The organism is Phytoactinopolyspora alkaliphila (assembly GCF_010550695.1).
In the GTDB taxonomy this organism is placed as follows: Bacteria; Actinomycetota; Actinomycetes; order Jiangellales; family Jiangellaceae; genus Phytoactinopolyspora; species Phytoactinopolyspora alkaliphila.
Genome location: NZ_JAAGOB010000013.1, coordinates 38,693 through 61,350 on the forward strand (window position 1 = coordinate 38,693; position 22,658 = coordinate 61,350).

A 22,658-nucleotide genomic window follows, 5' to 3' on the forward strand; every position below is an offset into this window, starting at 1 on the left:
TCTTGCCACAGCTGGGGCGGCAGGTGCGATCAGCCGACCGGATGAACTCGTCTCGGCTGGGCGTCCCTCAGCGCGCCGGCCACGGATTGGCCGTGCAGCCCTCCAGCGATTTGGTCTGCTGAACCATCACGGGGGCGCGGGCTCCCTCGGCGGGACAGCCCACGTGGCCGTGGCCCAGCGCATGACCGACCTCGTGGTTGATCAGGTACTCGCGGTAGCTGAGGAGATCCGCGCCGAAGGTGCGCGATCCCAAGCCCCAGCGCTCGGCGTTGATGACGGCCCGCGTGCCGTTCCAGCACGAGACCCGCCCACGGGTGAGCAGCGGGTAGCACTGGTCGTCGGTCAGGCCGGCGCTGGACAGGGAGACGCGGAAGTCCACGTCGCCGCGCTCCACTCGCCGGAACCGGACGCTGTCGTCATGGCCCCATCCGCGCTCGTCGTTGAGGATGCTGTGCACGTCGTCGGCGAACTCGTCGGCGCTGAACGGAAGGCCGCGCTCCACCTCGACCACGTAGCGCCGGACATCGCCAGACCTACCGCGGGGCGGCCGCGCACCGCCAGGCACCGTGCGGTACTTGCCCTCGGCGCTGTCCGGCGGGTCCACGGGGTACGGCTGGCGGCGGCCGTTGACCACGGGCCCGTAGACCCTGGCCGGAACGGACGGATCGAGCGTCGGCTTGCGCCGGCTGTCCTGGCTGCGGGAGTGGTCCGGGTCGCGCTGGGCCGGATCGTCCGGGCCGTTCACGTCGGGATGCCCCAACTGCGGCCCGGCCAGAACAGTCCCGCGGCCGTCAGTTGGGCCATCCTGCTCGCCGGGCACGGCGGCGACGATCGTGGCCGCGCCGGCGCAGAGCAGGATGACCGAGCCCAGCAGGGCTCGCCATGCGCGGGCGGGATGTGCCGGCGGCCGCGCTGACTCGGTGCGCGTGCGAAGCCGGCGGAAGGCGCGGATGAATGATCTACTCATGACCACTGAACAGGCTAGCCTGTGTGGAGTGGTCGTGAGCAATTCCTGCGACGAGCGGTGGACGGAGCGTGAGCGAGACTCATGAGCGAGCAAGCGGATGTCGTGGTTCTCGGCCTGGGCGTCGGCGGCGAAGCCGTGGCCGGGTGGCTCGCGGAGGCGGGTCTTGACGTCGTCGGCGTCGAGGGGAACCTCGTCGGCGGCGAATGCCCGTACTGGGGATGCATTCCCAGCAAGATGATGATTCGCTCGGCGGGCCTGCTCGCGGAGGGCCGCCGGATCGACGGCATGGCCGGCCACGCCGAGGTCCACCCGGACTGGGCACCGGTGGCGCAGCGCATTCGCGACGAGGCCACCACGGACTGGAACGATCAGATCGCGGCAGACCGGCTGACCGGCAAGGGCGCGCGGCTGGTCCGCGGATGGGGCCGGCTGGCCGGGCCGGGCGCCGTGGAGGTCGACGGAACCGTCTATCGGGCGCGCCGGGCCGTCGTCGTCGGCGCGGGCACAGCACCGGCCATCCCTCCCATCGAAGGGCTCGCCGACACGCCGTACTGGACCAACCGCGAAGCCCTGGAGACCAAGGAGCTTCCTGAGTCCCTGCTGGTGCTCGGTGGCGGCGCCATCGGGCTGGAACTCGCTCAGGCGTTCGCCAGATTCGGCTCGCAGGTCACCGTCGCTGAGGCCGCGGACCGCTTGCTGTCGATGGAGGAACCGGAGGCCTCCGACGTGGTTCGTGCCGCGATGGAGGCTGACGGCGTCCGGGTGCACACCGGCAATGCCGCATCCATGGTGAGCCACGACGGGCTCGAGTTCGCGGTCACTCTCCAGGACGGCACGGACCACACCGTCCAGCGCCTGCTCGTCTCGGTGGGCCGCCGGGTGCAGCTCGGGAATCTGGGCGTGGATACGGTGGGCCTCGACCCGTCGGCGCGGGCCATCGAGGTCGACGAGCGGATGCGGGCGGCCGAGAAACTCTGGGCGGTAGGCGACGTCACGGGTCGTGGCGCGTTCACCCACGTCGCGATGTACCAGGCCGCGATCGTCGTCCGCGACATCCTCGGGCAGGAAGGGCCGCCGGCTGACTACTCGGCGCTGCCGAGGGTCACGTTCACCGACCCGGAGGTCGGCGCGGTGGGGATGACCCAGGCTCAGGCGGAGAAGGCCGGACTGCGGGTGCGGGTCGGAGTCGCCGAGGTGCCCTCCACCACCCGCGGCTGGATCCACAAAGCCGGCAACGATGGCGTCATCAAGCTGGTCGAAGACGCGGACCGGGGCGTGCTGGTCGGGGCCACGACGGCCGGACCGCACGGCGGTGAGGTGCTCGGTGCGCTGGCGGTCGCCGTCCACGGCGAGGTGCCGGTGGAACGCCTGAGGCACATGATCTATGCGTACCCGACGTTCCACCGCGGCATCGAGGAGGCCGTTCAGTCGCTGGCCTGAGTTCCCGTCGTGCGGCGTGCGCGGACGGCGCCGGCGAGCTCGCTCAGGACGTCGGTGGTGGCCTCCCACCCCATGCACGCGTCGGTGACGCTCTGGCCGTAGGTCAGGGGCGCGTCGCCGAGATTCTGCCGGCCGGCAACCAGGAAGCTCTCCAGCATGATCCCGGCGATGCCGGATTCCCCGGCCGTGATCTGCCCGGCGATCTCACCAGCGACGGCCGCCTGCCGGATGTGGTCCTTGCCGCTGTTTCCGTGGCTCGCGTCGATGACGAGCCGCTCTGGCAGTTCCGCCTTGTGCAGCAAGGCCAGGGCGTCTCGGACGTCTGTAGGCCCGTAGTTGGGTCCGGCCTGGCCGCCGCGGAGGATGACATGGCAGTCCGGGTTCCCCGCCGTGGACACCGCGGCGGCCCGGCCGTCCTCGTCGACGCCGAAGAAGACGTGGCTGTTCGCCGCCGTGATGCATCCGTCGATGGCGGCCTGGACGTCGCCGCTGGTGGCGTTCTTGAATCCCACGGGCATCGAGAGTCCGGACGCGAGCTGGCGGTGGACCTGGCTCTCCGGTGTCCGGGCGCCGATAGCGCCCCACGACACCGTGTCGGCGATGTACTGCGGGCTGATCGGCTCCAAGAACTCGCACCCCACCGGGAGGCCGGTGCCGAGGACGTCGAACAGCAGCGTCCGCGCCGTGCGCAGGCCGCGCTGGACGTCGAACGTCCCGTCCAGGCCGGGATCGTTGATCAGGCCCTTCCAGCCGACCGTCGTCCGCGGCTTCTCGAAGTACACCCGCATGACGATGGCCAGATCGGCGCGGTGCTGCTCGGCCAGCGGGGCGAGGCGGCGTGCGTAGTCCAGGGCAGCGTCGGGATCGTGGACCGAGCACGGCCCGACGACGACGAGCAACCGGTCGTCGTCGCCGGCGAGGATGGCCCGGACGTCGTTCCGTGACCGGCGGACCAGCTCGGCATGCTCCTCACTGAGGGGGAGCTCCTCGAGCAGCTCACGCGGAGCGGTCAGAGGTTTGAAGCCGGTGATTCGCAGGTCGCTGGTGGTGAGGTGGTCGCTGGGCGTGTGCCGTTCGCCGGGTGTGGGGTGTTCGCTGGGCGTGGGGGCGCCCGCGGCGTCGGTCGAACGGCTGCTGGGGTGAGTGTGCGACATGGCTGGGTGCGCTTTCCGTCTCTGGTATGGACGGCGGGAGACCCAGAGTTCCACCGGAGCCGCCCGCCTGAATGACGAAAGGCAGAGACGAGACGTCTCTGCCTTAGTGGCTCCGGGTGGAGATGTTGGTCAGCGTGCGCTGCCTCCGGCTCGACCCGGAGCCGCAGTAAAGCGCCGATACCAACGATTCTCAACCACGTCGCGGACTATAACACAACACGTCCGTGTGAAGCTCTGGATCTCCGCGTGTGAGTCCTGACCGCTTGTGGATCAGATGGCGAAAGCGCGCCGAGGAACGTCGTTCGTTCACCTGATCGTTTAGCGTCCACGAATTGAGACGAGATCAGACGGCACATCGAGGCATCTACCGCGGTGTTTGCCCCCTGATCATCACCGCCGGGGCGATCAGACGACATATCGACGATCAGGTGGTCAACGGATACTGCGGCGATTCGCCGGACACGTCGCGCACTCGCCGTCGTAGGGTCGAATGGTGACCGAGATCCACGAGCTGACGGCGCTGGAGCTCGCGGCGGCCGTCCGCGCCGGCGAGACATCTCCGCACGAGGTGCTCTCGCACGCGCTGAACCGGGCCGAGAGGCTGGGTCCGGACCTCGGAGCGTTCATCACGCTGACCCCCGAACTGGCCCGCCATCACGCCGATGCAGCCGCCGGCGCCGCGGCTGAGCGGCTCACGGCCGCCGAACATCGGGAGCGCCCACTGCTGGGCGTGCCGTGCCCGGTCAAGGACCTGAGCATGGTTGCCGGGGTGCCCACCCGGGCAGGCAGCGCTGCCGTGGAAGAGGTGGTCGCCGAGGTCGACGACGGTGTCGTCACGCTGCTGCGCGCAGCCGGCACCATGATGCTGGGCAAGACCAACACCCCCGAGTTCGGCCTGCCGGCGTACACCGAGCCCGCCATCGCGCCGCCGGCCCGCAGCCCGTGGGATCCGCGCCGGTCGGCCGGGGGATCGAGCGGGGGAGCCGCAGCCGCCGTGGCGGCGGGCATCGCGCCGATCGCGCACGCCAGCGACGGCGGAGGCTCGATCCGCATCCCGGCCGCGGCGTGCGGCCTGGTGGGGCTCAAGCCGAGCCGTGGACGGGTCAGTCCCGGTCCCTACGGCGTCGACGGCGCCGGGTTTGCGGTGCACGGCGTGCTCACGCGTGATGTCCGGGACACCGCCGCCGGCCTGGATGTCCTGGCGCAGCCGTGGCCAGGGGACACCTACACGCTCCCGGGGCCGCGCACCAGCTTCCTGGACGCCTGTGACCGCGATCCCGGACGGCTGCGCATCGGTGTGCTCATTCAGCCGGTCATCACCGACACCGAGGTGGATCCGGAGTGCCTCACCGCGGTGCGCGAGACGGCGACACTCCTGCAGGAGCTGGGCCACGACGTCGAACCCGCCCCGGTGCCCTTCCCGGCGAAGCGATGGTCGTCGTTCGAGGCGCTCTGGGCGGTGCTGGCGCTCAGCGCTCCGGTGGCGCCGGAGGCCGAAGACCGCCTGACCCCGCTGACGCGCTGGCTACGAGACGCGGGCCGTTCGGTGTCCGGGCTCAAGTATGCCCAGGCGTTCAACACGGTGCAGCTGATCACACGAGAGGCCGCGGCGACGTGGGCCGAGTACGACGTCATCTTGTCGCCTACGCTGGCCCGCCCGCCCGCGTTCGTCGGGGAATTGCGCGACGACGACGATCCGGCCGCCGATTTCTCGGCACAGATGGCTTACACGCCCTGGACGAGCGTCTGGAACATCACCGGCTGGCCGGCGGTCAGTTTGCCCCTGCACTGGACGGAACTGCCGGCGACGGGACGGGACGAGCCGCACGGCACGCCGCTGCCGATCGGGGTGATGCTGGGCGGGCGGCTGGGCGCCGAGGAAGGCCTTCTGTCGCTGTCCGCGCAGCTCGAAGAGGCGCGCCCGTGGCGGCACCGCCGCCCGCCGATCTGGTAAGAAGCGGCCGAAGTGATGCAGGTCACATTTTACTCAGGAATTAGTGGGGACCCAGTCCCCGTTTCACCCGGTGTTCGGTGCAAAGCGGGGATTCAGTCCCCAGATGCCGAAAAAATGGGGAGACAATCCCCGGATTGCCGTGGATGATGGCAGGGAAGGGCTCGAGATGGCAGCAGCCCGAGGAGTGGAGCAGGAGATGGGCGCGAAGAGCGTGGGGGTGGCCCCGCCGGAGAGACTGCGGGCGGACGCGTCCCGCAATCGGGACCGCATCGTCAGCGCCGCTCGCGACGTCCTCGTCGAGTTCGGCCCGGACGTCCCGCTGGACACCATCGCGAGCCGGGCGGGAGTCGGTAACGCCACTGTATACCGGCACTTCGCCAGTCGGCGGGAGCTGATTCTGCAGGCCACGCTGTACTCGATGGCCCGGATCGCGGACGAGGCCGAGGCCGCCCTGACCGACGGCGACGATCCCTTCGAAGCGCTGCGGGGTTTCATCATCCGTGCCGCGGACGAGCGATTCGGTTCGTTGTGTTCGTTCTTCGGCGACGACTTCGACAAGTCCGACCCGCAGGTCCGTGCCGCCATCGACCGGCTCGAGGGCGCCGTCAACGCCCTGATGGACCGGGCTCGCCGCTCGGGCCAGTTGCGTCGCGACGTCGCCCTTGGCGATCTCATGGTCGCCGTCACGCAGCTGACCCGCCCCATCGCGGGCACCGGCTGTGAGTTCGCCATCCGCTATTTCCGTCGTCATCTGCAGTTGTTCGTCGACGGACTGCACAATCCTGTCCGGTCAGAGCTGCCCGGCGTAGCTGTCACCTTGGAAGATCTGGAGCGCCGCCAAAGCTGATCACGAAAGACCGAAACACTCCGTAGGCCACACGCCGATCTGCGCCACCGCGATGCGCACGCGGCCGGGCTGACGGCGGTCACTCACGTCACTCACCACCCCTTTGAACAACCGATTGGTGGATCACGCATGTCCGAAACATCCGAACTAGCGGCGCGGCCGGGGGCCGATCCGCGCCGGTGGCGGGCGCTGGCCTTCATCGCCATCGCCCAGCTGATGGTCGTCCTCGACGGCACCATCGTGAACATCGCCCTCCCATCCGCTCAGGCCGACCTCGGCATCTCCGACGCGAACCGTCAGTGGGTCATCACCGCCTACGCGCTGGCCTTCGGAGGACTCCTCCTGCTCGGTGGCCGCATCGCCGACCTGTGGGGCCGGAAGAACACGTTTCTGACCGGGCTGGTCGGATTCGCGATCGCCTCGGCCATCGGAGGCGTCGCCGCCAACGAGGCGATGCTGTTCGCCTCCCGTGCCCTGCAGGGCGTCTTCGGCGCACTGCTGGCTCCCGCCGCACTGTCCCTCCTTGCCGTCACCTTCACCGACGGCAAGGAGCGCGCGAAGGCGTTCGGCATCTTCGGCGCTATCGCCGGTGGCGGCGCTGCTGTGGGGCTGATCCTCGGCGGCGTCCTGACCGAGTATTTGGACTGGCGCTGGGTATTCTTCGTCAACATTCCCATCGCCGCGGTCGCCTTCTTCGGTGCGCTGACCGAAATCCGCGATCCCAAGGAAAGCCGGAACCCCTCGCCCCTCGACATTCCCGGAACGCTCCTGGGCACATTGGGTCTGGTGGCTCTCGTCTACGGCTTCACCCGCGCCGAGACCGACGGCTGGACCGACCCCGTGACCGTCGGCATGTTCGTGGCGACCGTCGTGTTGCTTGGTGTGTTCGTCGCTGTCGAACGGAAAGTGAAGGCTCCGCTGCTGCCGCTGCGCGTCGTCCTCGACCGCAACCGTGGCGGTGTCTACCTGTCAATGGGGCTGGCGATCGTCTCGATGTTCGGCCTGTTCCTGTTCCTGACGTACTACCTGCAGATCGTCGAGGGCTACAGCCCGGTGCGCACCGGCGTGGCGTTCCTGCCGATGGTCGCCGGCATGATTACCGGTTCCACCCAGATCGGCGCCAGGCTGATGACCCGGATTCCCGCCCGCTACCTCATGGGCCCGGGTCTGGCGATCGCCGCGGTAGGCATGTTGATGCTTACCCAGCTGGAGCCCGGCAGCTCGTACGTGGGCCTGATCCTGCCCGCCCAGGTCTTGCTCGGACTCGGCCTGGGGACGACGTTCATGCCGGCGATGAGCCTGGCGACGTACGGTGTGGAGCCGCGCGACTCCGGGATCGCCTCCGCCATGATCAACACCTCGCAGCAGGTGGGTGGCGCGATCGGCATCGCGTTGCTGAACACCATCGCTGCAAGTGCCACCACCACCTACGTCGCGGCCAACGCCGCTTCGGCGGCGTCGCCCGAGCTGCTCCGGCTCGACGCGATGGTGTACGGCTTCACGTCGGCGATCTGGTGGGCGGTCGTCATCCTGGCGGCAGCCGCGGTGGTGGCCTACACCTTCGTCACCGCAGGCAAGCCGGCCGACGACGTCGCACTAGCCGCTGACGGCGAGGGCGACGGTGAGCTGGCGCCGGTGATGGTCCACTAGCGCCGGCACCTCCCGGGGGTGTTCACCCTCCCCCTCCTAGCCCTTGGCATGGGTTGCGGTCGTTGAAATCGGGCAAATCGGACCGAATCACGACCACAACCCATGCCAGGGGTTGTGGTCGTGCGGGTGGAGGGGGCGCGCGGGATGGTACTGGGGGCTCGTAGGCTGTCCGGCGTGAGCACCCAGTCCCACAGAGCGGCGCCGGACCGTCATCAGCTGCCGGCCGTGCAGAAGCTCCGAGTCCGCTTCGCCAAGCGAGGCCGGCTGCGGTTTACCAGTCACCGGGACTTCCAGCGCGCGTTCGAGCGAGCACTCAGGCGTGCGAAGGTGCCCATGGCCTACTCGCACGGGTTCACCCCGCACCCGAAGGTCTCCTTCGTCGGGGCGGCGCCCACGGGCGCGGCCAGCGAGGCAGAGTACCTGGAGATCTCGCTCACCGAGCGACGAGATCCCGCCCAGGTCCGGGCCGACCTGGACGCGGCGCTGCCGCCCGGCCTGGACGTCCTCGAGGTCAGTGACACCGAGGGCCAGAAGACGGCGCTGGCGGATCTGCTGCGCGCATCGTCGTGGGAAATCGCACTCGACGAAGCGTCCGGGGCGGAGGTCGCTGCCGCCGTGACGGCGTTCATGGCCGAGGAATCGGTGCCGGTGGAGCGCCTGACGAAGAAGGGCGTGCGCACCCTCGAAGCCCGCGGAGCGGTTCTTGACGCCGCAGTGCACGTAGCCGCGTCGTCGCCGGGGCAGGCGGACCAGCCGAGCACGGTGGTGATCCGGTGCGTCGTCGAACACCAGGCGCCCACCGTGCGCCCGGAGGAGATCCTGGCCGGTCTACGGGTCGCCACCGGGTTCACGCCGGTGTCCCCGCCGCGGAACAAGCGGCTCGCGCAGGGCGTCTGGGATGCGCAGCGGCGTGAGGTGGTGGCTCCTTAGTGCCGGTGTCCCAGCCTCCTGCGCCGGTTTGACCTGACGCGGCCGGAGTCCGTATTCTTGGTCGTCGGCGTGCTTCACGCCTGAGCTCGTGTGCCCGCTAGCGGCGCGCGTGTGCCCAAATCCCGAGCTAGACCATTAGGCCCGATTGAGAGAGTGAGCCCGCGGTGTACGCGATTGTCCGTAGCGGCGGCAACCAGCAGAAGGTTTCTGTCGGCGATGTCATCAATGTCGACCGGCTCGACAGCAAGGCCGGATCCTCGGTGACCCTGCCGGCGCTGCTCGTGGTCGACGGCGACGCCGTCACCAGCGAGGCGAAGAAGCTCGCCAAGTACACGGTGACCGCCGAGGTCGTCGACGAGGTGAAGGGTCCCAAGATCCACATCCTTCGCTACAAGAACAAGACCGGATACCGCAGGCGCCAAGGGCACCGGCAGAAGTACACGCAGGTGAAGATCACCGGCATCGAGACGAAGTAGGCAGGAAGCGCTATGGCTCACAAGAAGGGCGCCTCGTCCAGCAAGAACGGGCGCGACTCCAACGCACAGCGGCTCGGCGTGAAGCGTTTCGGCGGCCAGCTGGTCAACGCCGGCGAGATCATCGTCCGTCAGCGCGGCACCCACTTCCACCCTGGTGAGAATGTCGGGCGCGGCAAGGACGACACGCTGTTCGCCACGTCCGCGGGCGCGGTCGAGTTCGGCCGCAAGCGCGGCCGCAAAGTTGTCAACATTGTCCCGGCGGGGGAATGACCCCCCGTCTTCAGACGTTGTGAGAGAAAGCGGGCCGGTCAACGCGACCGGCCCGCTTTTTCGTCGGGCAGAGCGTCCGGATTGAGGGTAAGGAAGGGAGGTTCGGGCCGTGGCGATTCCGTCGTTCGTAGACCGCGTCGTACTGCACCTGTCCGCCGGCAACGGCGGTCATGGCTGCGCGTCCGTGCACCGGGAGAAGTTCAAGCCATTGGGTGGCCCGGACGGCGGTAACGGTGGGCGCGGGGGCGACGTCGTACTCGTCGTCGACGCCAACACCACCACCCTGCTCGACTACCACCGCTCGCCGCACCGCCGCGCCGGGAACGGAAGCCCGGGCGAGGGCGGCCACCGCAACGGCGCCGACGGCGACGACGTGATCTTGAAGGTCCCGGATGGCACCGTCGTGTCCGCTGCGGACGGGGAGGTTCTCGCGGACCTCGTCGGCGACGGCTCGCGGCTGGTCGTGGCGCACGGCGGCCGGGGCGGGCTCGGCAACGCCGCGCTTGCCAGCACCAGGCGCAAGGCGCCGGGCTTCGCTCTCAAGGGCGAGCCGGGCGAGGCTCTGGACGTCGTCCTCGAACTGAAGAGCGTCGCGGACATCGGGCTGGTCGGCTATCCGAGTGCGGGCAAGTCCAGCCTGATCGCGGCGATCTCCGCTGCGCGCCCCAAGATCGCGGACTACCCGTTCACCACGCTGGTGCCGAACCTCGGTGTCGTCGAGGCCGGCGACGTCAGGTTCACCGTCGCCGACGTTCCTGGACTGATCGAGGGCGCCAGCGAGGGCCGGGGTCTCGGGCACACGTTCCTCCGCCACGTCGAGCGGTGCGCCGCCCTGGCGCACGTGGTCGACTGTGCGACGCTGGAGCCGGGCCGCGACCCGCTCAGCGACATCGACGTCATCGAGACCGAGCTGGAACGCTACGGCGGGCTCGCGGACCGGCCACGCTTCGTCGTCCTGAACAAGATCGACGTCCCGGAGGCGCGGGAGCTTGCTGAGTTCGTCCGCGCCGACGTCGAGGTGCGCGGCTGGCAGGCGTTCAGCGTCTCGGCGGTGAGCCGGGAGGGCCTGCGGGAACTCACCTTCGAGATGGCGAAGATCGTCAGCGCGGCGCGTGCCGCGGCGCCGCCGCCGGAGGCCACCCGGGTCATCCTGCGGCCCACGGCGGTCGACGATGAAGGCTTCACCATCACCCACGAGCGCACCCACGACGGTGAGCGCTTCCGCATCCGGGGCCGCAAGCCGGAGCGCTGGGTTCTGCAGACCGACTTCTCCAACGACGAGGCCGTCGGTTACCTCGCGGACCGGCTGGCCAGGCTGGGCATCGAGGAGCAGCTTGTCAAGGCCGGAGCGAAGGCCGGCGACGAGGTAGTGATCGGCGGCGAGGACGCCGTCGTCTTCGACTGGGAGCCCACGGTTCAGGCCGGGGCGGAGCGGCTGGGGCCGCGCGGCACCGATTCCCGCCTGGCCTGACCGGTCTCAGGGGAGATCGGCACGAGCACCCGGCACGAGCAGGGCACGAGAGTTGAGGAGTGACGTGGACATGGGGTCGGCCAGGACCCGCGAGCCGATCGCGAAGGCGGCCCGGGTGGTGGTCAAGGTCGGGTCGTCGTCGCTGACCACCACCAGTGGTGGCCTGGACGAGACGAGGCTCACGGCGCTGGTGGACACCCTGGGCTGGGCCCGGGCAACCGGCCGCGAGGTGGTGCTGGTCTCCTCCGGCGCCATCGCGGCCGGACTCGCGCCGCTGGGCATCCCGAGCCGGCCGCGCGACCTGGCCCGGCAGCAAGCCGCCGCGAGTGTGGGGCAAGGCCTGCTCGTCGCCTACTACACGGCGGCGTTCGCTTCGCACGGCCTTCAGGTGGGCCAGGTGCTGCTGACCGTTGACGACGTCACCCGGCGCTCGCACTACCGCAACGCCTACCGGACCCTGCACAAGCTGCTCAGCCTGGGCGTGGTGCCCGTCGTCAACGAGAACGACACCGTCGCCACCCACGAGATCAGGTTCGGCGACAACGACCGGCTGGCGGCGCTGGTGGCGCAGCTCGTCCACGCGGACGCCCTCGTCCTGCTGTCGGACGTGGACGGCCTGTACGACGGCGACCCGCGGCGGCCCGGCGCGTCGCGCGTCGCCGACGTGCATGACCCCGCCGACCTGGACGGGCTGCAGATTGGCGGCACCGGCCGGTCCGGGCTCGGCAGCGGGGGCATGCAGACCAAGGTTGAGGCGGCGGCGATCGCCACCGGCGCCGCCATCGAGGTGGTCCTTGCCTCCGCCCCCGAGGCGCGCGACGCCCTGGCCGGGGCCGAGGTCGGCACGTGGTTCCATTCCCGGTCGCGGCGGCGCTCCACCCGCCTGCTGTGGCTGGAGCACGCCGCGGATGGGCTCGGCCGGTTGCACCTGGACGCCGGTGCCGTGCGGGCCGTCGTCGAGCGGCGCAGTTCGCTCCTGCCGGCCGGCGTCACAGCCGTTGACGGGCGCTTCACCGCGGGAGATCCCGTGGACCTGGTGGACGAGGAGGGGCGCGTCGTCGCTCGCGGGCTGGTGAACTACGACGCCGCCGAGCTGCCGCCGCTGCTCGGCCGGTCCACCCGCGAGCTGGCCCGCGAACTCGGCGCCGAATACGAGCGGGAGCTGGTGCATCGCGACGACCTGGTTGTGCTCGCGTCCCGCTCCGGGCGCTCTGGCTAGGATCGGCGGATGCCCTCCGCCCCCGTCCGCTACCGCTCCTACGACGACGACAGCTCCCGCTGGCTGAGCTTTCCGTTCCGCGAGGGTGACATCGTCATCAGCACCCGATCCAAGAGCGGCACCACCTGGATGCAGATGATCTGCGCGCTCCTGGTGTTGCAGACGCCGGAGCTTCCGGCACCGCTGCCGACACTCTCACCATGGCTGGACTGGCTGGTCGAGCCGCGCGAGGACGTGTACCGGCGGCTGGCCGAGCAGGATCACCGGCGTTTCATCAAGACGCACACCCCGCTGGACGGCCTGCCGATCGACCCCCGCGCCACCTACGTCGTGGTGGCCCGCCATCCGCTGGACATGGCCGTCTCGCTGTATCATCACGCGGAGAACCTCGACCGCGACCGGATGCGTGAGCTGATCTCCCCGGACGAGCCGGGACCTCCGCGTCGAGCCCGGCCGGAGCTGCGGGAGTGGGTCCTCGGCTGGATCGAGCGCGACGACGACCCGCGCGAGCAACTGGACTCCCTCGCGGGAGTCATGCTGCACCTGTCCGACGCGTGGTCTCGCCGAACCGAGCCGAACGTCGTTCTCGTGCACTACGACGACCTCTCCGCAGACCTCGCGGGCGAGATGCGCCGGCTGGCCGAGCGGCTGGGGATCACCGTCCCGGAGGAGCGGTGGCCTGCCCTGGTACGGGCCGCGTCGTTCGACCAGATGCGTGCCGACGCGGACCGGGTGGCACCGGACCCCGCCGGCATCATGAAGAGCAAGGCGGCGTTCTTCCGCTCCGGCACGTCCGGCGCCGGGCGCGACATGCTCTCCGACGACGAGCTGGCCCGCTACCGCGCCCGGGCCGCGGAACTGGCACCGCCGGACATGCTGGCCTGGCTGCACCGGGACGCGCACGCCCCGGACGCGGAGGTCTATCAGATCGCCGCCGGCCTTGCCGACCGATACGCCGACGCGCTGCGCCGGCTGGGCACGGCATGAGCGGTATCCGGTATCTCACCGCTGGCCAGATGGTTCGAATCGCGGAATTGGCCACGGGGTCGACGCCTATGATCCGGGACCGCGGGCAGCTTGCGTCGGCCGCTGAGCGCCCGTCGTCGTCGATGTTCGGCGCCGAGATGTATCCCGGAGTACTCGACAAGGCAGCCGCGACGTTCCATTCGATCGCGCGATTCCATCCTCTCGTCGACGGCAACAAGAGGATGGCGTGGCTCGCCGCGGCGGTCTTGTGCGAGCTCAACGGGCTCGAGGTGATCGCCACGAACGACGAGGCGTTCGACCTCACGATGGCGGTGGCACGCGGCGAGTATGACGACGTGCCGGAGCTCGCCCGGGCGCTGGAGCCGCTGATTCGAACTGTATAAAACAGCGTGTGTTCTGTACATTTCAGTCATGGCTGCAGAGCCGTTGCGCGAGATTCCGGACGAGATCTCGGTGACCGAGGCCAGGAAGATCCTTGGTGAGCTCGCCGAAGCCGCGGAGAATGGCCGGGTGATCCATTTGACCAAGCGCGGTCAGCGCATCGCGAAGATCATGCCCGAGCACTCTCAGGCCGATGTCGACGAGGCGTTCATGCAAAGCGCCGACTGGATCATCGACCGGTACAGCGACATGTTTGACCGCATGGCAGAGCTGTGACCAATACGCGATTTCCCACCCTTGGCGAAGCGCTGGCGATCAACCGGAGATTCACCGGTCTCGCCGTGCGCGACATCGGCCTGCTCGCATCTGCGCTGGGTCGGCCGCAAGCCTCGGCATTCGGGCGGGACGCGTATCCCGATCTTTGGAGCAAGGCGGCCGCCCTGGTGCATTCGGTGATCCGCAACTACCCCTTCATGGAGGCGAACAAGCGCACTTCAACGGTTCTGGCGCTCAACCTCCTCCGAGTAAACGGCACAGACGTGGACGACGTGGATACTGAAGCGATGCTCAGTATCGCCGTTGCGGTCGCCAACAGCGATATCGACGTGGACAAGATCGCTGTCGCCTTGCGCGTGGCGGTGGAGCGGGTCGAGCCGTTCGATCCACGCTGGCACCTGCTCGCCTGATCCGCCGATCAGAACACGGATCGCACCCCGCCTGGGGGCCCGGCGCGTGCTTCGCGACGTAGAATTCCGGCATGACCGATGAGCTTGCCGACTCCGTTCTGGGCGCTGCGCGCCGTGCCCGCGCAGCCGCCGCTGACCTCGCCGTCCTGACCCGGGCGCAGAAGGACGCCGCGCTGGAGGCTATGGCCAGCGCGCTTGAGGCGGAGACGCCGCGCATCACCGATGCCAATGCGCAGGACGTGGCGCGGGCCCGGGAGAACGGCACCAGCGAGGCGATCATCGACCGGCTCCGGCTGGACGAGAAGCGGATCGCCGCGATGGCCGACGGGTTGCGCCAGGTGGCCGGTCTCCCGGACCCCGTCGGGGAGGTCGAGCGCGGCTATGCGCTGCCGAACGGGCTGCAAGTCACGCAGCGCCGGGTGCCCATGGGAGTCGTCGGCATCATCTACGAGGCGCGGCCGAACGTGACCGCCGATGCCGCGGGGCTGGCGCTCAAGAGCGGAAACGCGGTGCTGCTGCGGGGCTCCTCCAGCGCGCTGGCGTCCAACACCGCCATCGTCGACGTCGTGCGAGCGGCCACCGCACGCACCGACGTGCCGCAGGACGCCGTCCAGCTGGTGCCGGGTGACGGGCACGAAGCCGCGAAGCATTTGATGCGCGCCCGTGGCCTGGTCGACGTCCTGATCCCGCGCGGCGGGGCGGGCTTGATCCGCAGCGTCGTGGAGGAGTCCACGGTGCCGGTGATCGAAACCGGCGTCGGCAACTGCCATGTCTACGTCGACGCCGACGCCGACCTCGACAAGGCCGTCGACATCGTCCTCAACGCCAAGACGCACCGGCCCAGCGTCTGCAACGCGGCCGAGACGCTGCTGGTGCACGCGGACGTCGCCGGTGCGTTCCTGCCGCGGGTCCTGGGTGCGCTGCAGGATGCGGGGGTCACCATCCACGGCGACGAGCGGGTACGGGGTTACGCCGAGCACGTCGTTCCCGCCACCGACGACGACTGGGCTGTGGAGTACCTCTCCCTGGACCTGGCCGTCGCGGTCGTCGACTCGCTGGACGACGCCGTCGCGCACATCAGGCGCTGGGGGAGCGGGCACACCGAAGCGATCGTCACCCGGTCCCTGGCCGCGTCTCAGCGCTTCGCCGCGACCACAGACTCGGCGGCGGTGATGATCAACGCCTCCACCCGGTTCACCGACGGCGAGCAGTTCGGCTTCGGCGCGGAGATCGGCATCTCGACCCAGAAGCTGCACGCGCGCGGGCCGATGGGGCTGCGTGAACTCACTACCACCACCTACGTCGTCACCGGCGACGGGCACGTGCGCGGCTGAGCTCGGCGGCTGGGATAAAGTGTCGGGCATGGACAAGCTCGTGCTGCTGGCGGAAGAGGCCCACGTTGACGAAGGCGGCTTCCCCGCCGTGGGGTGGGGCATCGGGGCTTTGGTCATCCTGATGACGCTGCTGCTGGTGACGCTCGCGTTCGGCAAGGGCCGGCCGCACGCCTGAGGTGGCGCCGCGGTGAGTGAGCGTAAGCGGCTGGGCATCATGGGCGGAACGTTCGACCCGATCCACCATGGTCACCTGGTCGCCGCGAGCGAGGTCCAGCATGATTTCGGCCTGGACGAGGTCGTTTTCGTGCCTACCGGTCAGCCCTGGCAGAAGGGTGATCGCGACGTCACCGCCGCTGAGGACCGCTACCTGATGACGGTGATCGCGACCGCCTCCAACCCGCGATTCTCCGTCAGCCGGGTCGACATCGACCGCGGCGGACTCACCTACACGGTGGACACCCTGCGCGACCTGCGCGACGAGCGGGGTGACAACACCGACCTGTACTTCATCACCGGGGCCGATGCCCTGGAACAGATCCTGTCCTGGCGCGACGTCGACGAGCTGTTCGACCTCGCGCACTTCGTCGGCTGTACCCGTCCCGGCCATGCGCTCTCGGATGTGGGGCTGCCGGACGGCAAGGTGACCTTGGTCGAGGTGCCGGCGCTGGCCATCTCCTCGAGCGAGTGCCGGGAGCGGGTGGGCACGGGTGAGCCGATCTGGTATCTGGTGCCGGATGGGATCGTGCAGTACATCAACAAGCGTCGCCTCTACGTCTCGGCGTAGGATCAACGGTGAGAACACACCGTTTTCCCGCCCAGATGAAAGGTTTGGGATTTGCCCGCAACCGAACGAGCTGTCCAACTCGTCGTCGCGGCCGCTGAAGCGGCGGCCGACAAGCTGGCCGAGAATATCGTCGCCTTCGACGTCTCTGAGCAGCTGGCCATCACCGACGCGTTCGTCGTCTGTTCCGCGTCCAACGACCGCCAGGTCCGTGCCATCGTCGATGCCATCGAAGACCGGCTGCGCGACCTCGATGCCAAGCCGGTGCGGCGCGAGGGTGAGCGCGAGGGCCGGTGGATCCTGATCGACTACATCGACGTCGTCATCCATGTCCAGCACGCTGAGGACCGCGTGTACTACTCGCTCGAGCGGCTGTGGAAGGACTGCCCCACCATCGCGCTCCCGGAGAGTGTGCAGGTGGGCCGGGACGGCCACGGGGCTGGGGAGTGAGCCGGCGGATCGTGCTGTGGCGACACGGCCGCACGGAGTGGAACGCAGCGGGCCGGTTCCAGGGGCAGACCGATGTCGAGCTCGACGACGTGGGCCGGCAGCAGGCCCGCGACTCGGCCGCCCGGCTCGCAGCCTTGGAGCCGGATTTGCTCGTCACCTCCGATCTCAAGCGCACCCGGGACACGATGGCCATGCTGGCCGCGCTGACCGGAGCCGAGGCCGAGCTGGACGTCCGCCTGCGGGAAACCTACGCGGGGGAGTGGCAGGGCTGCACAGCCGCGGAGATCGCGATGCGCTGGCCGATCGAGTACAAGGCGTGGCGTGCCGGTGACCCGCTGCTGAGGGTAGGCGGAGGCGAAACCCGCCAGGAGGTGGCGGACCGGATGAAGGCTGCCGTCGTGGATGCCGCCGCCCGCCTACCGGGAGACGGATTGGCCGTCCTGACCTCGCACGGTGGGGCGGCCCGGCTGGGGATCGCGGCTTTGATCGGCATGCCCCTGGAGCTGTTCACCAACATCGGCGGGCTGTCGAACTGCTCGTGGTCCATGTTGCGTGAAGGCGACGACGGCTGGATCCTCGTCGAGCACAACGCCGGGACGCTTCCTCCGCCGGTGGTCATCGAAGAGGGCTGAGAACGTCAAGCACTATCTCCGCTGTGGCGGGAAAGCAATCGTCGGCTCAGCGGCTCGTGCTTTGTGCCGGCCGCCGGTTGTCGCCGGCTTGGTCGGTGAGTCGGGCGCCCTCCACGTCGAGGCTCGGCAGCAGGCGGTCCAGCCAGTGTGGCAACCACCAGGCTCGATCGCCTACCAGCGCCAGCACTGCGGGCACGATCGACATGCGCACGACGAACGCGTCGAACGCGATCGCCGCGGCCAGTGCCAGGCCGATCTGCCGGACGTCGCTGGCGTCACCCAAGGCGAACCCGCCGAAGACGCTGATCATGATGACAGCGGCGGCAGCCACCACGCGAGATCCGTGCTGGAACCCGACCCGGATGGCCGACGTCGCGTCCGCGCCGTGCACGTACTCCTCGCGCATCCGGGTCACCAGGAACACCTCGTAGTCCATGGCAAGTCCGAACACCACACCGACGATGAAGATGGGCAGGAGACTGATGACCGATCCGGTCGGCTCCAGGCCGAGCGGCCCCTCCAGCCAGCCCCACTGGAACACGGCCACAAGCGCGCCGAAGGTCGCCGCGATGGTCAGCAGGAAGCCGGCCGCGGCCTTGGCCGGAACCACGATCGACCGGAAGGCGATCATGAGCAGGACGAACGACAGCCCCACCACCAGGAGGAGATAGGGGAGCAGGGCGTCACCCATCTTCTCGGTGAAGTCGATGAACACGGCGGTGGTCCCCGTGACGGCCACCGCGGCGCCAGACTGTTCGGCCGTGGCCGCTATGTCATCGCGGAGACGGCCGACGAGCTGTTCGGTCTCCTGGCTGTCCGGGCCGCTGGCTGGGATGACGCCGACGATGGCGGTGTCGCCCGCGGCGTTGAACTCCGGCGGAGCCGCGGACTGCACTCCCTGGAGCTCAGTCACGGCGGCGTGGACCTGGTCGGCGGCGGCCTCGGGTGCGTCGCTGCCGGCAGCGTCGACCACCACCATCAGCGGGCCGTTGAACCCGGGACCGAACGCCTGGGCGGTGAGATCGTATGCCCGGCGCTGCGTGCTGTCCTCGGGATAGGTGCCCTCGTCCGGTATGCCGAGCCGCAGGTCGGCGATGGGGCTGGCGAGCACTGCCATGCCCACGACGGCGACGCTGAGAACTGCGACCGGCCGCCGTGTGACGAGGTCCGCCCACCGGCGGCCGAGCGTCGGCTTCTGCTGATCCTCGCCTTCAGGATCGCGCACCCTCAGGCCGGGGACCCGGACACCGAGCACGCGCCTGCCCGCAAAGCCCAGAAGCGCCGGGAGCAGCGTCAGAGCGACGACAACAGCGATCACGACGGTGACGGCGGCCGCCAGGCCCATCTCGGTGAGGATCGGGATTCCGACGACGGACAAGCCGGCCAGCGCGATCATGACGGTCAGGCCGGCGAACACCACGGCCGAGCCGGCGGTGCCGATGGCACGCCCGGCGGCGTCGGCACCCTCCCGGCCGGTGGCCAGCTCGTGCCGATACCTGGAGACAATGAACAGGGCGTAGTCGATGCCCACCGCCAGGCCGAGCATCAGCGCCAGGATGGGCGTCGTCGAGCCCATGTCGATGAAACCTGTGGCCGCCGTGATGGCGGCGATGCCGACGGCGACGCCGGTGATGCCGGTGACCAGTGGCATACCGGCCGAGACCAAGGAACCGAAGGTGATGATGAGCACCATGGCGGCGACGCCGAGACCGAGCAGCTCGCTGCCGACCTCGGGCTCACTCTCGATCGCATCCCCGCCGAGCTCGACGGTCAAGCCGGCGGACCGGCCGGACTCAGCGGCGGCGAACAGCGCCTCCTTCGTTTCCTCTTCGATCTCGATGAACGGCACGGCATAGGTGATCTGGGCCAGTCCGATGGTGCCGTCCTCGGAGACGAGGCCGGTGTCGTATGGGCTCTCCACCTGCGCGACCTGCTGGTTCGCCGTGACCTCGTCGAGTACGCGGGCGACGATCGCCTCCGTCTCAGGGCCTTCGAGTGTCTGGCCGTCGTCGGCCACGAACACCACGCGGGCCGAGGCGCCGTCCACGGGGGTGCCGGGGAAGCGCTCGTCGAGCAGGTCGAACGCCTCCTGGGACTCGGTGCCGGGAATGGTGAACGAGTCCGATGTCTGCCCGGACAAGGTGGCGGCGCCAATACCGACGGCGACGACGACGGCCAGCCAGATCAAGCCGACCAGCCTCCGGCTCTGATAGGAGAACCGGCCGAGCCGGTACAGAAACATCGCCATGGCACCCTCCACAGTTCGGTCACGCAGCGCGCGAAACCTGAAAGTCACTCCTATTTGACAGTAACTGTCATAATGATCGGACGCAAGGCGGACCCGATTATGAGCTTCGGCCGGGTGTCGGTTAAGCTAGCCGGGCTGTTCGAAAAGGGGCTGTGGCGCAGCTGGTAGCGCACCTCCATGGCATGGAGGGGGTCAGGGGTTCGAGTCCCCTCAGCTCCACCATTTGGTCGAAGTTCAACCCTGCCCCGTTTCGGTGGGCAGGGTTGCTTCGCAGAACTCGGCGTGCAGGCGGTTCGTCGGGTTGAGGACGGTCTCGTAGACGCCGGTGAACTCGGATCGCACGTCGAGGTTCTCGGTGAGGTGATCTTGGCGAAGAATGCCTGGTTGCACAGCCTCAGGCGGGCGTCGTCGCACGCGGCGGTCGAGTGGGTGGCTCGGATGACGGCGTTGTGTTAGTCGATGGGTGATCCGCCGATGGTCCAGCACACGGTCGGGTCGTCGCGTCCTTCGGCGGCTCCGGCTCGGCCGAGTGCGAACAGGAATTGGTCGAGGTTCACTCGATCGGCCGGACGATTGGGCGCTTGGTCGTGCTCATTCGGGATGGTGGTTGGCTCCTCGTGCTGTCCGTGCGGTCTTCTCGGTGGTGGCGTGGTGGTGTCGGCACTCCTTCGCCGGAGACACGCGGAGGCCTTCGATCGTAGGGTCTCTTGAGCCCTGGCGGCGTTCTCGGTGGTCGGCGATGCTGTGATGTGTGAAGTATGTATCTAGAGTGGCGCGCCCGCCACTGGACGAATTGATCGATGATCTCTACTACCTGGAGGGCGCGCGGCCGTACCCTCGCCTCACGCTGCCGCCTATGCCGTCGGCGGTGCTCATCCTCAATCTCGGGGAGCCGTTCCACATCCGTGCCGGCACCGAGGTCGAGACGGCTGAGTATGCCGACGGTTGTGTGGTGACCATGCCTACCCGCGCTTTCGAGTTCGGCTACCCGCCCGGAACCCGGTCGGTCGGCGTGCACTTCAAGCCGTGGGGGCTGGCGCCGTTCCTGCCGATGCCCGCGGCCGAGCTGCGGGACCGGCCGGTCACGGTGGAGCAGGTGTGGGGCCGCTCCGGCGTTGCCGAGCTCCGAGACAGGCTGACCATGGCGAGCGGTCCGCACGAGATGCTGACGTTGCTTGAGCTTGAGTTGATGCGACGCCTTGGCGACACCGTCGGCTTGGGCCTGGTCCGGCAGGCGAGCACTGTCATCGCGGCGGCCTCGGGAGCGCTGGCGATCAGTGACCTGGGCGTGGCGACCGGCGTCAGCAGCACCCACCTCGCGCAGCGGTTCAAGGAACTGATCGGCGTCACCCCCAAGCGGCTCGCCCGCACGTACCGCTTCGCCGCGACGGTGCAGGCGATCGATCCCGCGGGTCCGGTCGACTGGGTCGACCTCGCCGATCGCGCCGGGTACTTTGACCAGGCCCATTTCGGCCACGAGTTCCGGGCATTCACGGGGCTCACGCCGACCCAGTACGTCGAAGTCCGGCGGCGGTTCCTCCGCGAGCATCCCGGCCATGCGCTCGACGTCGGCCCGCTGCCGGCCGATTGATTTCTTACAAGACCCGACAGCCCTCGATCCGCCACGATAGGCACCCTGAGCGGAGGGGAGGCACACGGGCAAGGTGGTCATGGACAACACGGTGTCGGTGGACGGCTTGATTGCCGACGAGAACCACAGGATCGGGCTGCTGTTCGACTGGATGTCCAACGGTGACGCGTGTGGCCGGGTGCTCGCCGCGGGACTCGTCGACCAGGTCACCATGGACGTCTTGCCGGTCGTGTTCCGGCCTAGCATCCGCTGCTTCGGATCGATTGACTCACATCCCATTCCGCCGGTGGCGGCGGCCGTTGCGGCCGCGGAAACCGGTGGGCTGAGTTCATGACCGGGACGATCGGGGACGCTGAACAGGATCACGCAGCGATAGCTAGGGCGGTCATCGAGTCCAACGTGTACCTGACGTTGGGACGGCCGACGAGACGGCCACTCCCTGGAGGCGAGGGATTCGACCAACCCTGTCCAAGCGCCCGCGGATCAGCATGGTGATCTTCGACTCGACCCTGCCGATCTACACCGGCCAGGCGGTCTACATGTCCGACGTGGCCGAGGAGCTGTCCGGAGCCGAGTTGGAGCGGGGCCTGGAGCCAGATTCATGCCCACACAACCTAGAGGAGCAGCAATGGGAAAGATCATCGTCTACAACCAGATCACCGTCAACGGCGCCTTCGAGGCGCCCTCCCCCGAGGAATGGTTGGAGCTCGACGCCGACAGTGGTGAAGCTAACCTCCAACAGTTGATCTTGGCCGACGCGATGCTCCTCGGCCGCAAGACGTACGAGGGCCTGGCAGCCGTCTGGCCGCACCTCGGCGAGGATCCGACGATGGGCTACTTCGCGGAGCGAGTCAACAGCATGCCGAAGTACGTCGCCTCGCGGACGCTGAGCGGACCGCTGGCGTGGAACGCCACCCTGATAGAAGGCGAGGTCGTTCAGGCCGTCCCCGCACTCAAGGAGAAGCACACCGGCAACCTGATCGTCTCCGGATGCGGGGAACTAGCGCACACCCTCGCACAGGAGGGCCTGGTCGACGAGTTCTGGTTCTGCGTGAATCCGCATCTGTGGCCGTCCGGGCCGCGGGTCTTCGACGGTGTCGGCCCGATCCGCCTCCAGCTCGTCTCGGCCACACCCTATCGTTCCGGCGTCGTCTGGCTACGCTACCGGCCGGCCGGGGCCTGAGGGGGGA

The 22,658-nt window shown here is 68.9% G+C and carries 24 protein-coding genes, 1 tRNA gene and 1 pseudogene; 22 read left to right on the plus strand and 4 right to left on the minus strand.

What is annotated here, in order from left to right:
* Positions 1–67 precede the first annotated feature (67 nt).
* Positions 68–967 carry a DUF3152 domain-containing protein gene (locus G1H11_RS20455; protein ID WP_163820462.1) on the minus strand — a complete coding sequence of 300 codons (900 nt, stop codon included), beginning with the start codon at positions 965–967 and terminating at the stop codon, positions 68–70.
* An 81-nt stretch (positions 968–1,048) separates the two neighbouring features.
* On the opposite strand from G1H11_RS20455, the gene G1H11_RS20460 reads away from it, so the two are divergent.
* A complete protein-coding gene (locus G1H11_RS20460; RefSeq protein ID WP_163820463.1) occupies positions 1,049–2,407 on the plus strand; it encodes a dihydrolipoyl dehydrogenase family protein in 1,359 nt (452 codons plus the stop codon).
* Here the strand turns inward: G1H11_RS20460 and G1H11_RS20465 are convergent.
* Positions 2,392–3,561, minus strand: coding sequence for a 3-deoxy-7-phosphoheptulonate synthase (locus G1H11_RS20465; protein WP_163820464.1), 1,170 nt, complete (start codon positions 3,559–3,561; stop codon positions 2,392–2,394). The genes G1H11_RS20460 and G1H11_RS20465 overlap by 16 nt on opposite strands.
* 490 nt (positions 3,562–4,051) lie before the next feature.
* On the opposite strand from G1H11_RS20465, the gene G1H11_RS20470 reads away from it, so the two are divergent.
* From G1H11_RS20470 to G1H11_RS20545, 17 genes are all read left to right on the plus strand, one after another.
* The gene (locus G1H11_RS20470) at positions 4,052–5,515 is read left to right on the plus strand and encodes an amidase (RefSeq protein ID WP_163820465.1); all 1,464 of its coding nucleotides are present in this window, start codon (positions 4,052–4,054) and stop codon (positions 5,513–5,515) included.
* Positions 5,516–5,711: 196 nt separating this feature from the next.
* Complete coding sequence (locus G1H11_RS20475; protein ID WP_163820564.1) at positions 5,712–6,362, plus strand: TetR family transcriptional regulator; 651 nt, start codon at positions 5,712–5,714, stop codon at positions 6,360–6,362.
* 129 nt (positions 6,363–6,491) lie between these two features.
* Entirely contained in the window at positions 6,492–8,012 is a 1,521-nt protein-coding gene (locus G1H11_RS20480) for an MFS transporter (RefSeq protein ID WP_163820466.1), read from the plus strand.
* 174 nt (positions 8,013–8,186) lie between these two features.
* Positions 8,187–8,942: a TIGR03936 family radical SAM-associated protein gene (locus tag G1H11_RS20485; RefSeq protein ID WP_216843978.1), complete on the plus strand. Its 756-nt coding sequence runs from the start codon at positions 8,187–8,189 to the stop codon at positions 8,940–8,942.
* A gap of 164 nt (positions 8,943–9,106) precedes the next feature.
* Positions 9,107–9,418 carry a 50S ribosomal protein L21 gene (gene rplU, locus G1H11_RS20490; protein ID WP_163820467.1) on the plus strand — a complete coding sequence of 104 codons (312 nt, stop codon included), beginning with the start codon at positions 9,107–9,109 and terminating at the stop codon, positions 9,416–9,418.
* Positions 9,419–9,430: 12 nt separating this feature from the next.
* On the plus strand, positions 9,431–9,688 hold the full coding sequence (rpmA, locus tag G1H11_RS20495; protein ID WP_163820468.1) for a 50S ribosomal protein L27: 258 nt from the start codon (positions 9,431–9,433) through the stop codon (positions 9,686–9,688).
* Positions 9,689–9,803: 115 nt separating this feature from the next.
* On the plus strand, positions 9,804–11,159 hold the full coding sequence (gene obgE / locus G1H11_RS20500; protein ID WP_163820566.1) for a GTPase ObgE: 1,356 nt from the start codon (positions 9,804–9,806) through the stop codon (positions 11,157–11,159).
* 70 nt (positions 11,160–11,229) lie between these two features.
* The gene (gene proB / locus G1H11_RS20505; RefSeq protein ID WP_163820567.1) at positions 11,230–12,378 is read left to right on the plus strand and encodes a glutamate 5-kinase; all 1,149 of its coding nucleotides are present in this window, start codon (positions 11,230–11,232) and stop codon (positions 12,376–12,378) included.
* A gap of 9 nt (positions 12,379–12,387) precedes the next feature.
* Positions 12,388–13,365 (plus strand): sulfotransferase domain-containing protein, encoded by a 978-nt coding sequence (locus G1H11_RS20510; RefSeq protein ID WP_163820469.1) that lies wholly within the window; start codon positions 12,388–12,390, stop codon positions 13,363–13,365.
* A 68-nt stretch (positions 13,366–13,433) separates the two neighbouring features.
* Positions 13,434–13,748 carry a type II toxin-antitoxin system death-on-curing family toxin gene (locus G1H11_RS20515; RefSeq protein ID WP_216843979.1) on the plus strand — a complete coding sequence of 105 codons (315 nt, stop codon included), beginning with the start codon at positions 13,434–13,436 and terminating at the stop codon, positions 13,746–13,748.
* 28 nt (positions 13,749–13,776) lie between these two features.
* Positions 13,777–14,022 (plus strand): type II toxin-antitoxin system Phd/YefM family antitoxin, encoded by a 246-nt coding sequence (locus tag G1H11_RS20520; protein WP_163820471.1) that lies wholly within the window; start codon positions 13,777–13,779, stop codon positions 14,020–14,022.
* Positions 14,019–14,432 carry a type II toxin-antitoxin system death-on-curing family toxin gene (locus G1H11_RS20525; protein ID WP_216843980.1) on the plus strand — a complete coding sequence of 138 codons (414 nt, stop codon included), beginning with the start codon at positions 14,019–14,021 and terminating at the stop codon, positions 14,430–14,432. The genes G1H11_RS20520 and G1H11_RS20525 overlap by 4 nt, the downstream gene beginning before the upstream one ends.
* 71 nt (positions 14,433–14,503) lie before the next feature.
* Positions 14,504–15,766 carry a glutamate-5-semialdehyde dehydrogenase gene (locus G1H11_RS20530; protein WP_163820472.1) on the plus strand — a complete coding sequence of 421 codons (1,263 nt, stop codon included), beginning with the start codon at positions 14,504–14,506 and terminating at the stop codon, positions 15,764–15,766.
* Between the two features lie 28 nt (positions 15,767–15,794).
* A complete protein-coding gene (locus G1H11_RS25040; RefSeq protein ID WP_174257842.1) occupies positions 15,795–15,941 on the plus strand; it encodes a hypothetical protein in 147 nt (48 codons plus the stop codon).
* 12 nt (positions 15,942–15,953) lie between these two features.
* Complete coding sequence (gene nadD / locus G1H11_RS20535; protein WP_343074893.1) at positions 15,954–16,550, plus strand: nicotinate-nucleotide adenylyltransferase; 597 nt, start codon at positions 15,954–15,956, stop codon at positions 16,548–16,550.
* Positions 16,551–16,601: 51 nt separating this feature from the next.
* Positions 16,602–16,997, plus strand: coding sequence for a ribosome silencing factor (rsfS, locus tag G1H11_RS20540; protein WP_163820473.1), 396 nt, complete (start codon positions 16,602–16,604; stop codon positions 16,995–16,997).
* Entirely contained in the window at positions 16,994–17,629 is a 636-nt protein-coding gene (locus G1H11_RS20545; protein WP_163820474.1) for a histidine phosphatase family protein, read from the plus strand. Before rsfS ends, G1H11_RS20545 begins: the two co-directional genes overlap by 4 nt.
* A 46-nt stretch (positions 17,630–17,675) precedes the next feature.
* Here the strand turns inward: G1H11_RS20545 and G1H11_RS20550 are convergent, their stop codons facing one another.
* On the minus strand, positions 17,676–19,877 hold the full coding sequence (locus G1H11_RS20550; protein WP_163820475.1) for an MMPL family transporter: 2,202 nt from the start codon (positions 19,875–19,877) through the stop codon (positions 17,676–17,678).
* A 146-nt stretch (positions 19,878–20,023) separates the two neighbouring features.
* On the opposite strand from G1H11_RS20550, the gene G1H11_RS20555 reads away from it, so the two are divergent.
* Positions 20,024–20,099 (plus strand) — tRNA-Ala (locus G1H11_RS20555).
* A 12-nt stretch (positions 20,100–20,111) separates the two neighbouring features.
* On the opposite strand, the gene G1H11_RS20560 is transcribed toward G1H11_RS20555, so the two are convergent.
* Positions 20,112–20,267: a hypothetical protein gene (locus G1H11_RS20560; protein ID WP_163820476.1), complete on the minus strand. Its 156-nt coding sequence runs from the start codon at positions 20,265–20,267 to the stop codon at positions 20,112–20,114.
* Between the two features lie 361 nt (positions 20,268–20,628).
* Here G1H11_RS20560 and G1H11_RS27235 point away from each other — a divergent pair, with 361 nt between their 5' ends.
* The 3 genes and pseudogenes from G1H11_RS27235 (at position 20,629) to G1H11_RS20575 (ending at position 22,651) form a co-directional block, all read left to right on the plus strand.
* Entirely contained in the window at positions 20,629–21,468 is an 840-nt protein-coding gene (locus tag G1H11_RS27235; protein WP_216843981.1) for a helix-turn-helix domain-containing protein, read from the plus strand.
* A 79-nt stretch (positions 21,469–21,547) separates the two neighbouring features.
* Positions 21,548–21,634, plus strand: a pseudogene (locus G1H11_RS27500) (dihydrofolate reductase); the annotation flags it as partial.
* A 462-nt stretch (positions 21,635–22,096) separates the two neighbouring features.
* Positions 22,097–22,651 carry a dihydrofolate reductase family protein gene (locus G1H11_RS20575; RefSeq protein WP_163820478.1) on the plus strand — a complete coding sequence of 185 codons (555 nt, stop codon included), beginning with the start codon at positions 22,097–22,099 and terminating at the stop codon, positions 22,649–22,651.
* The last annotated feature ends 7 nt before the right edge of the window (positions 22,652–22,658 follow it).

What these genes read in the sequence shown, in the direction of transcription:
- G1H11_RS20455 (WP_163820462.1), bottom strand. Translation starts at nt 967, where the DNA reads ATGAGTAGATCATTCATCCGCGCCTTCCGCCGGCTTCGCACGCGCACC.
- G1H11_RS20460 (WP_163820463.1), top strand. Translation starts at nt 1,049, where the DNA reads ATGAGCGAGCAAGCGGATGTCGTGGTTCTCGGCCTGGGCGTCGGCGGC.
- G1H11_RS20465 (WP_163820464.1), bottom strand. Translation starts at nt 3,561, where the DNA reads ATGTCGCACACTCACCCCAGCAGCCGTTCGACCGACGCCGCGGGCGCC.
- G1H11_RS20470 (WP_163820465.1), top strand. Translation starts at nt 4,052, where the DNA reads ATGGTGACCGAGATCCACGAGCTGACGGCGCTGGAGCTCGCGGCGGCC.
- G1H11_RS20475 (WP_163820564.1), top strand. Translation starts at nt 5,712, where the DNA reads ATGGGCGCGAAGAGCGTGGGGGTGGCCCCGCCGGAGAGACTGCGGGCG.
- G1H11_RS20480 (WP_163820466.1), top strand. Translation starts at nt 6,492, where the DNA reads ATGTCCGAAACATCCGAACTAGCGGCGCGGCCGGGGGCCGATCCGCGC.
- rpmA (WP_163820468.1), top strand. Translation starts at nt 9,431, where the DNA reads ATGGCTCACAAGAAGGGCGCCTCGTCCAGCAAGAACGGGCGCGACTCC.
- proB (WP_163820567.1), top strand. Translation starts at nt 11,230, where the DNA reads ATGGGGTCGGCCAGGACCCGCGAGCCGATCGCGAAGGCGGCCCGGGTG.
- G1H11_RS20510 (WP_163820469.1), top strand. Translation starts at nt 12,388, where the DNA reads ATGCCCTCCGCCCCCGTCCGCTACCGCTCCTACGACGACGACAGCTCC.
- G1H11_RS20515 (WP_216843979.1), top strand. Translation starts at nt 13,434, where the DNA reads ATGATCCGGGACCGCGGGCAGCTTGCGTCGGCCGCTGAGCGCCCGTCG.
- G1H11_RS20520 (WP_163820471.1), top strand. Translation starts at nt 13,777, where the DNA reads ATGGCTGCAGAGCCGTTGCGCGAGATTCCGGACGAGATCTCGGTGACC.
- G1H11_RS20530 (WP_163820472.1), top strand. Translation starts at nt 14,504, where the DNA reads ATGACCGATGAGCTTGCCGACTCCGTTCTGGGCGCTGCGCGCCGTGCC.
- G1H11_RS25040 (WP_174257842.1), top strand. Translation starts at nt 15,795, where the DNA reads ATGGACAAGCTCGTGCTGCTGGCGGAAGAGGCCCACGTTGACGAAGGC.
- G1H11_RS20550 (WP_163820475.1), bottom strand. Translation starts at nt 19,877, where the DNA reads ATGGCGATGTTTCTGTACCGGCTCGGCCGGTTCTCCTATCAGAGCCGG.
- G1H11_RS20575 (WP_163820478.1), top strand. Translation starts at nt 22,097, where the DNA reads ATGGGAAAGATCATCGTCTACAACCAGATCACCGTCAACGGCGCCTTC.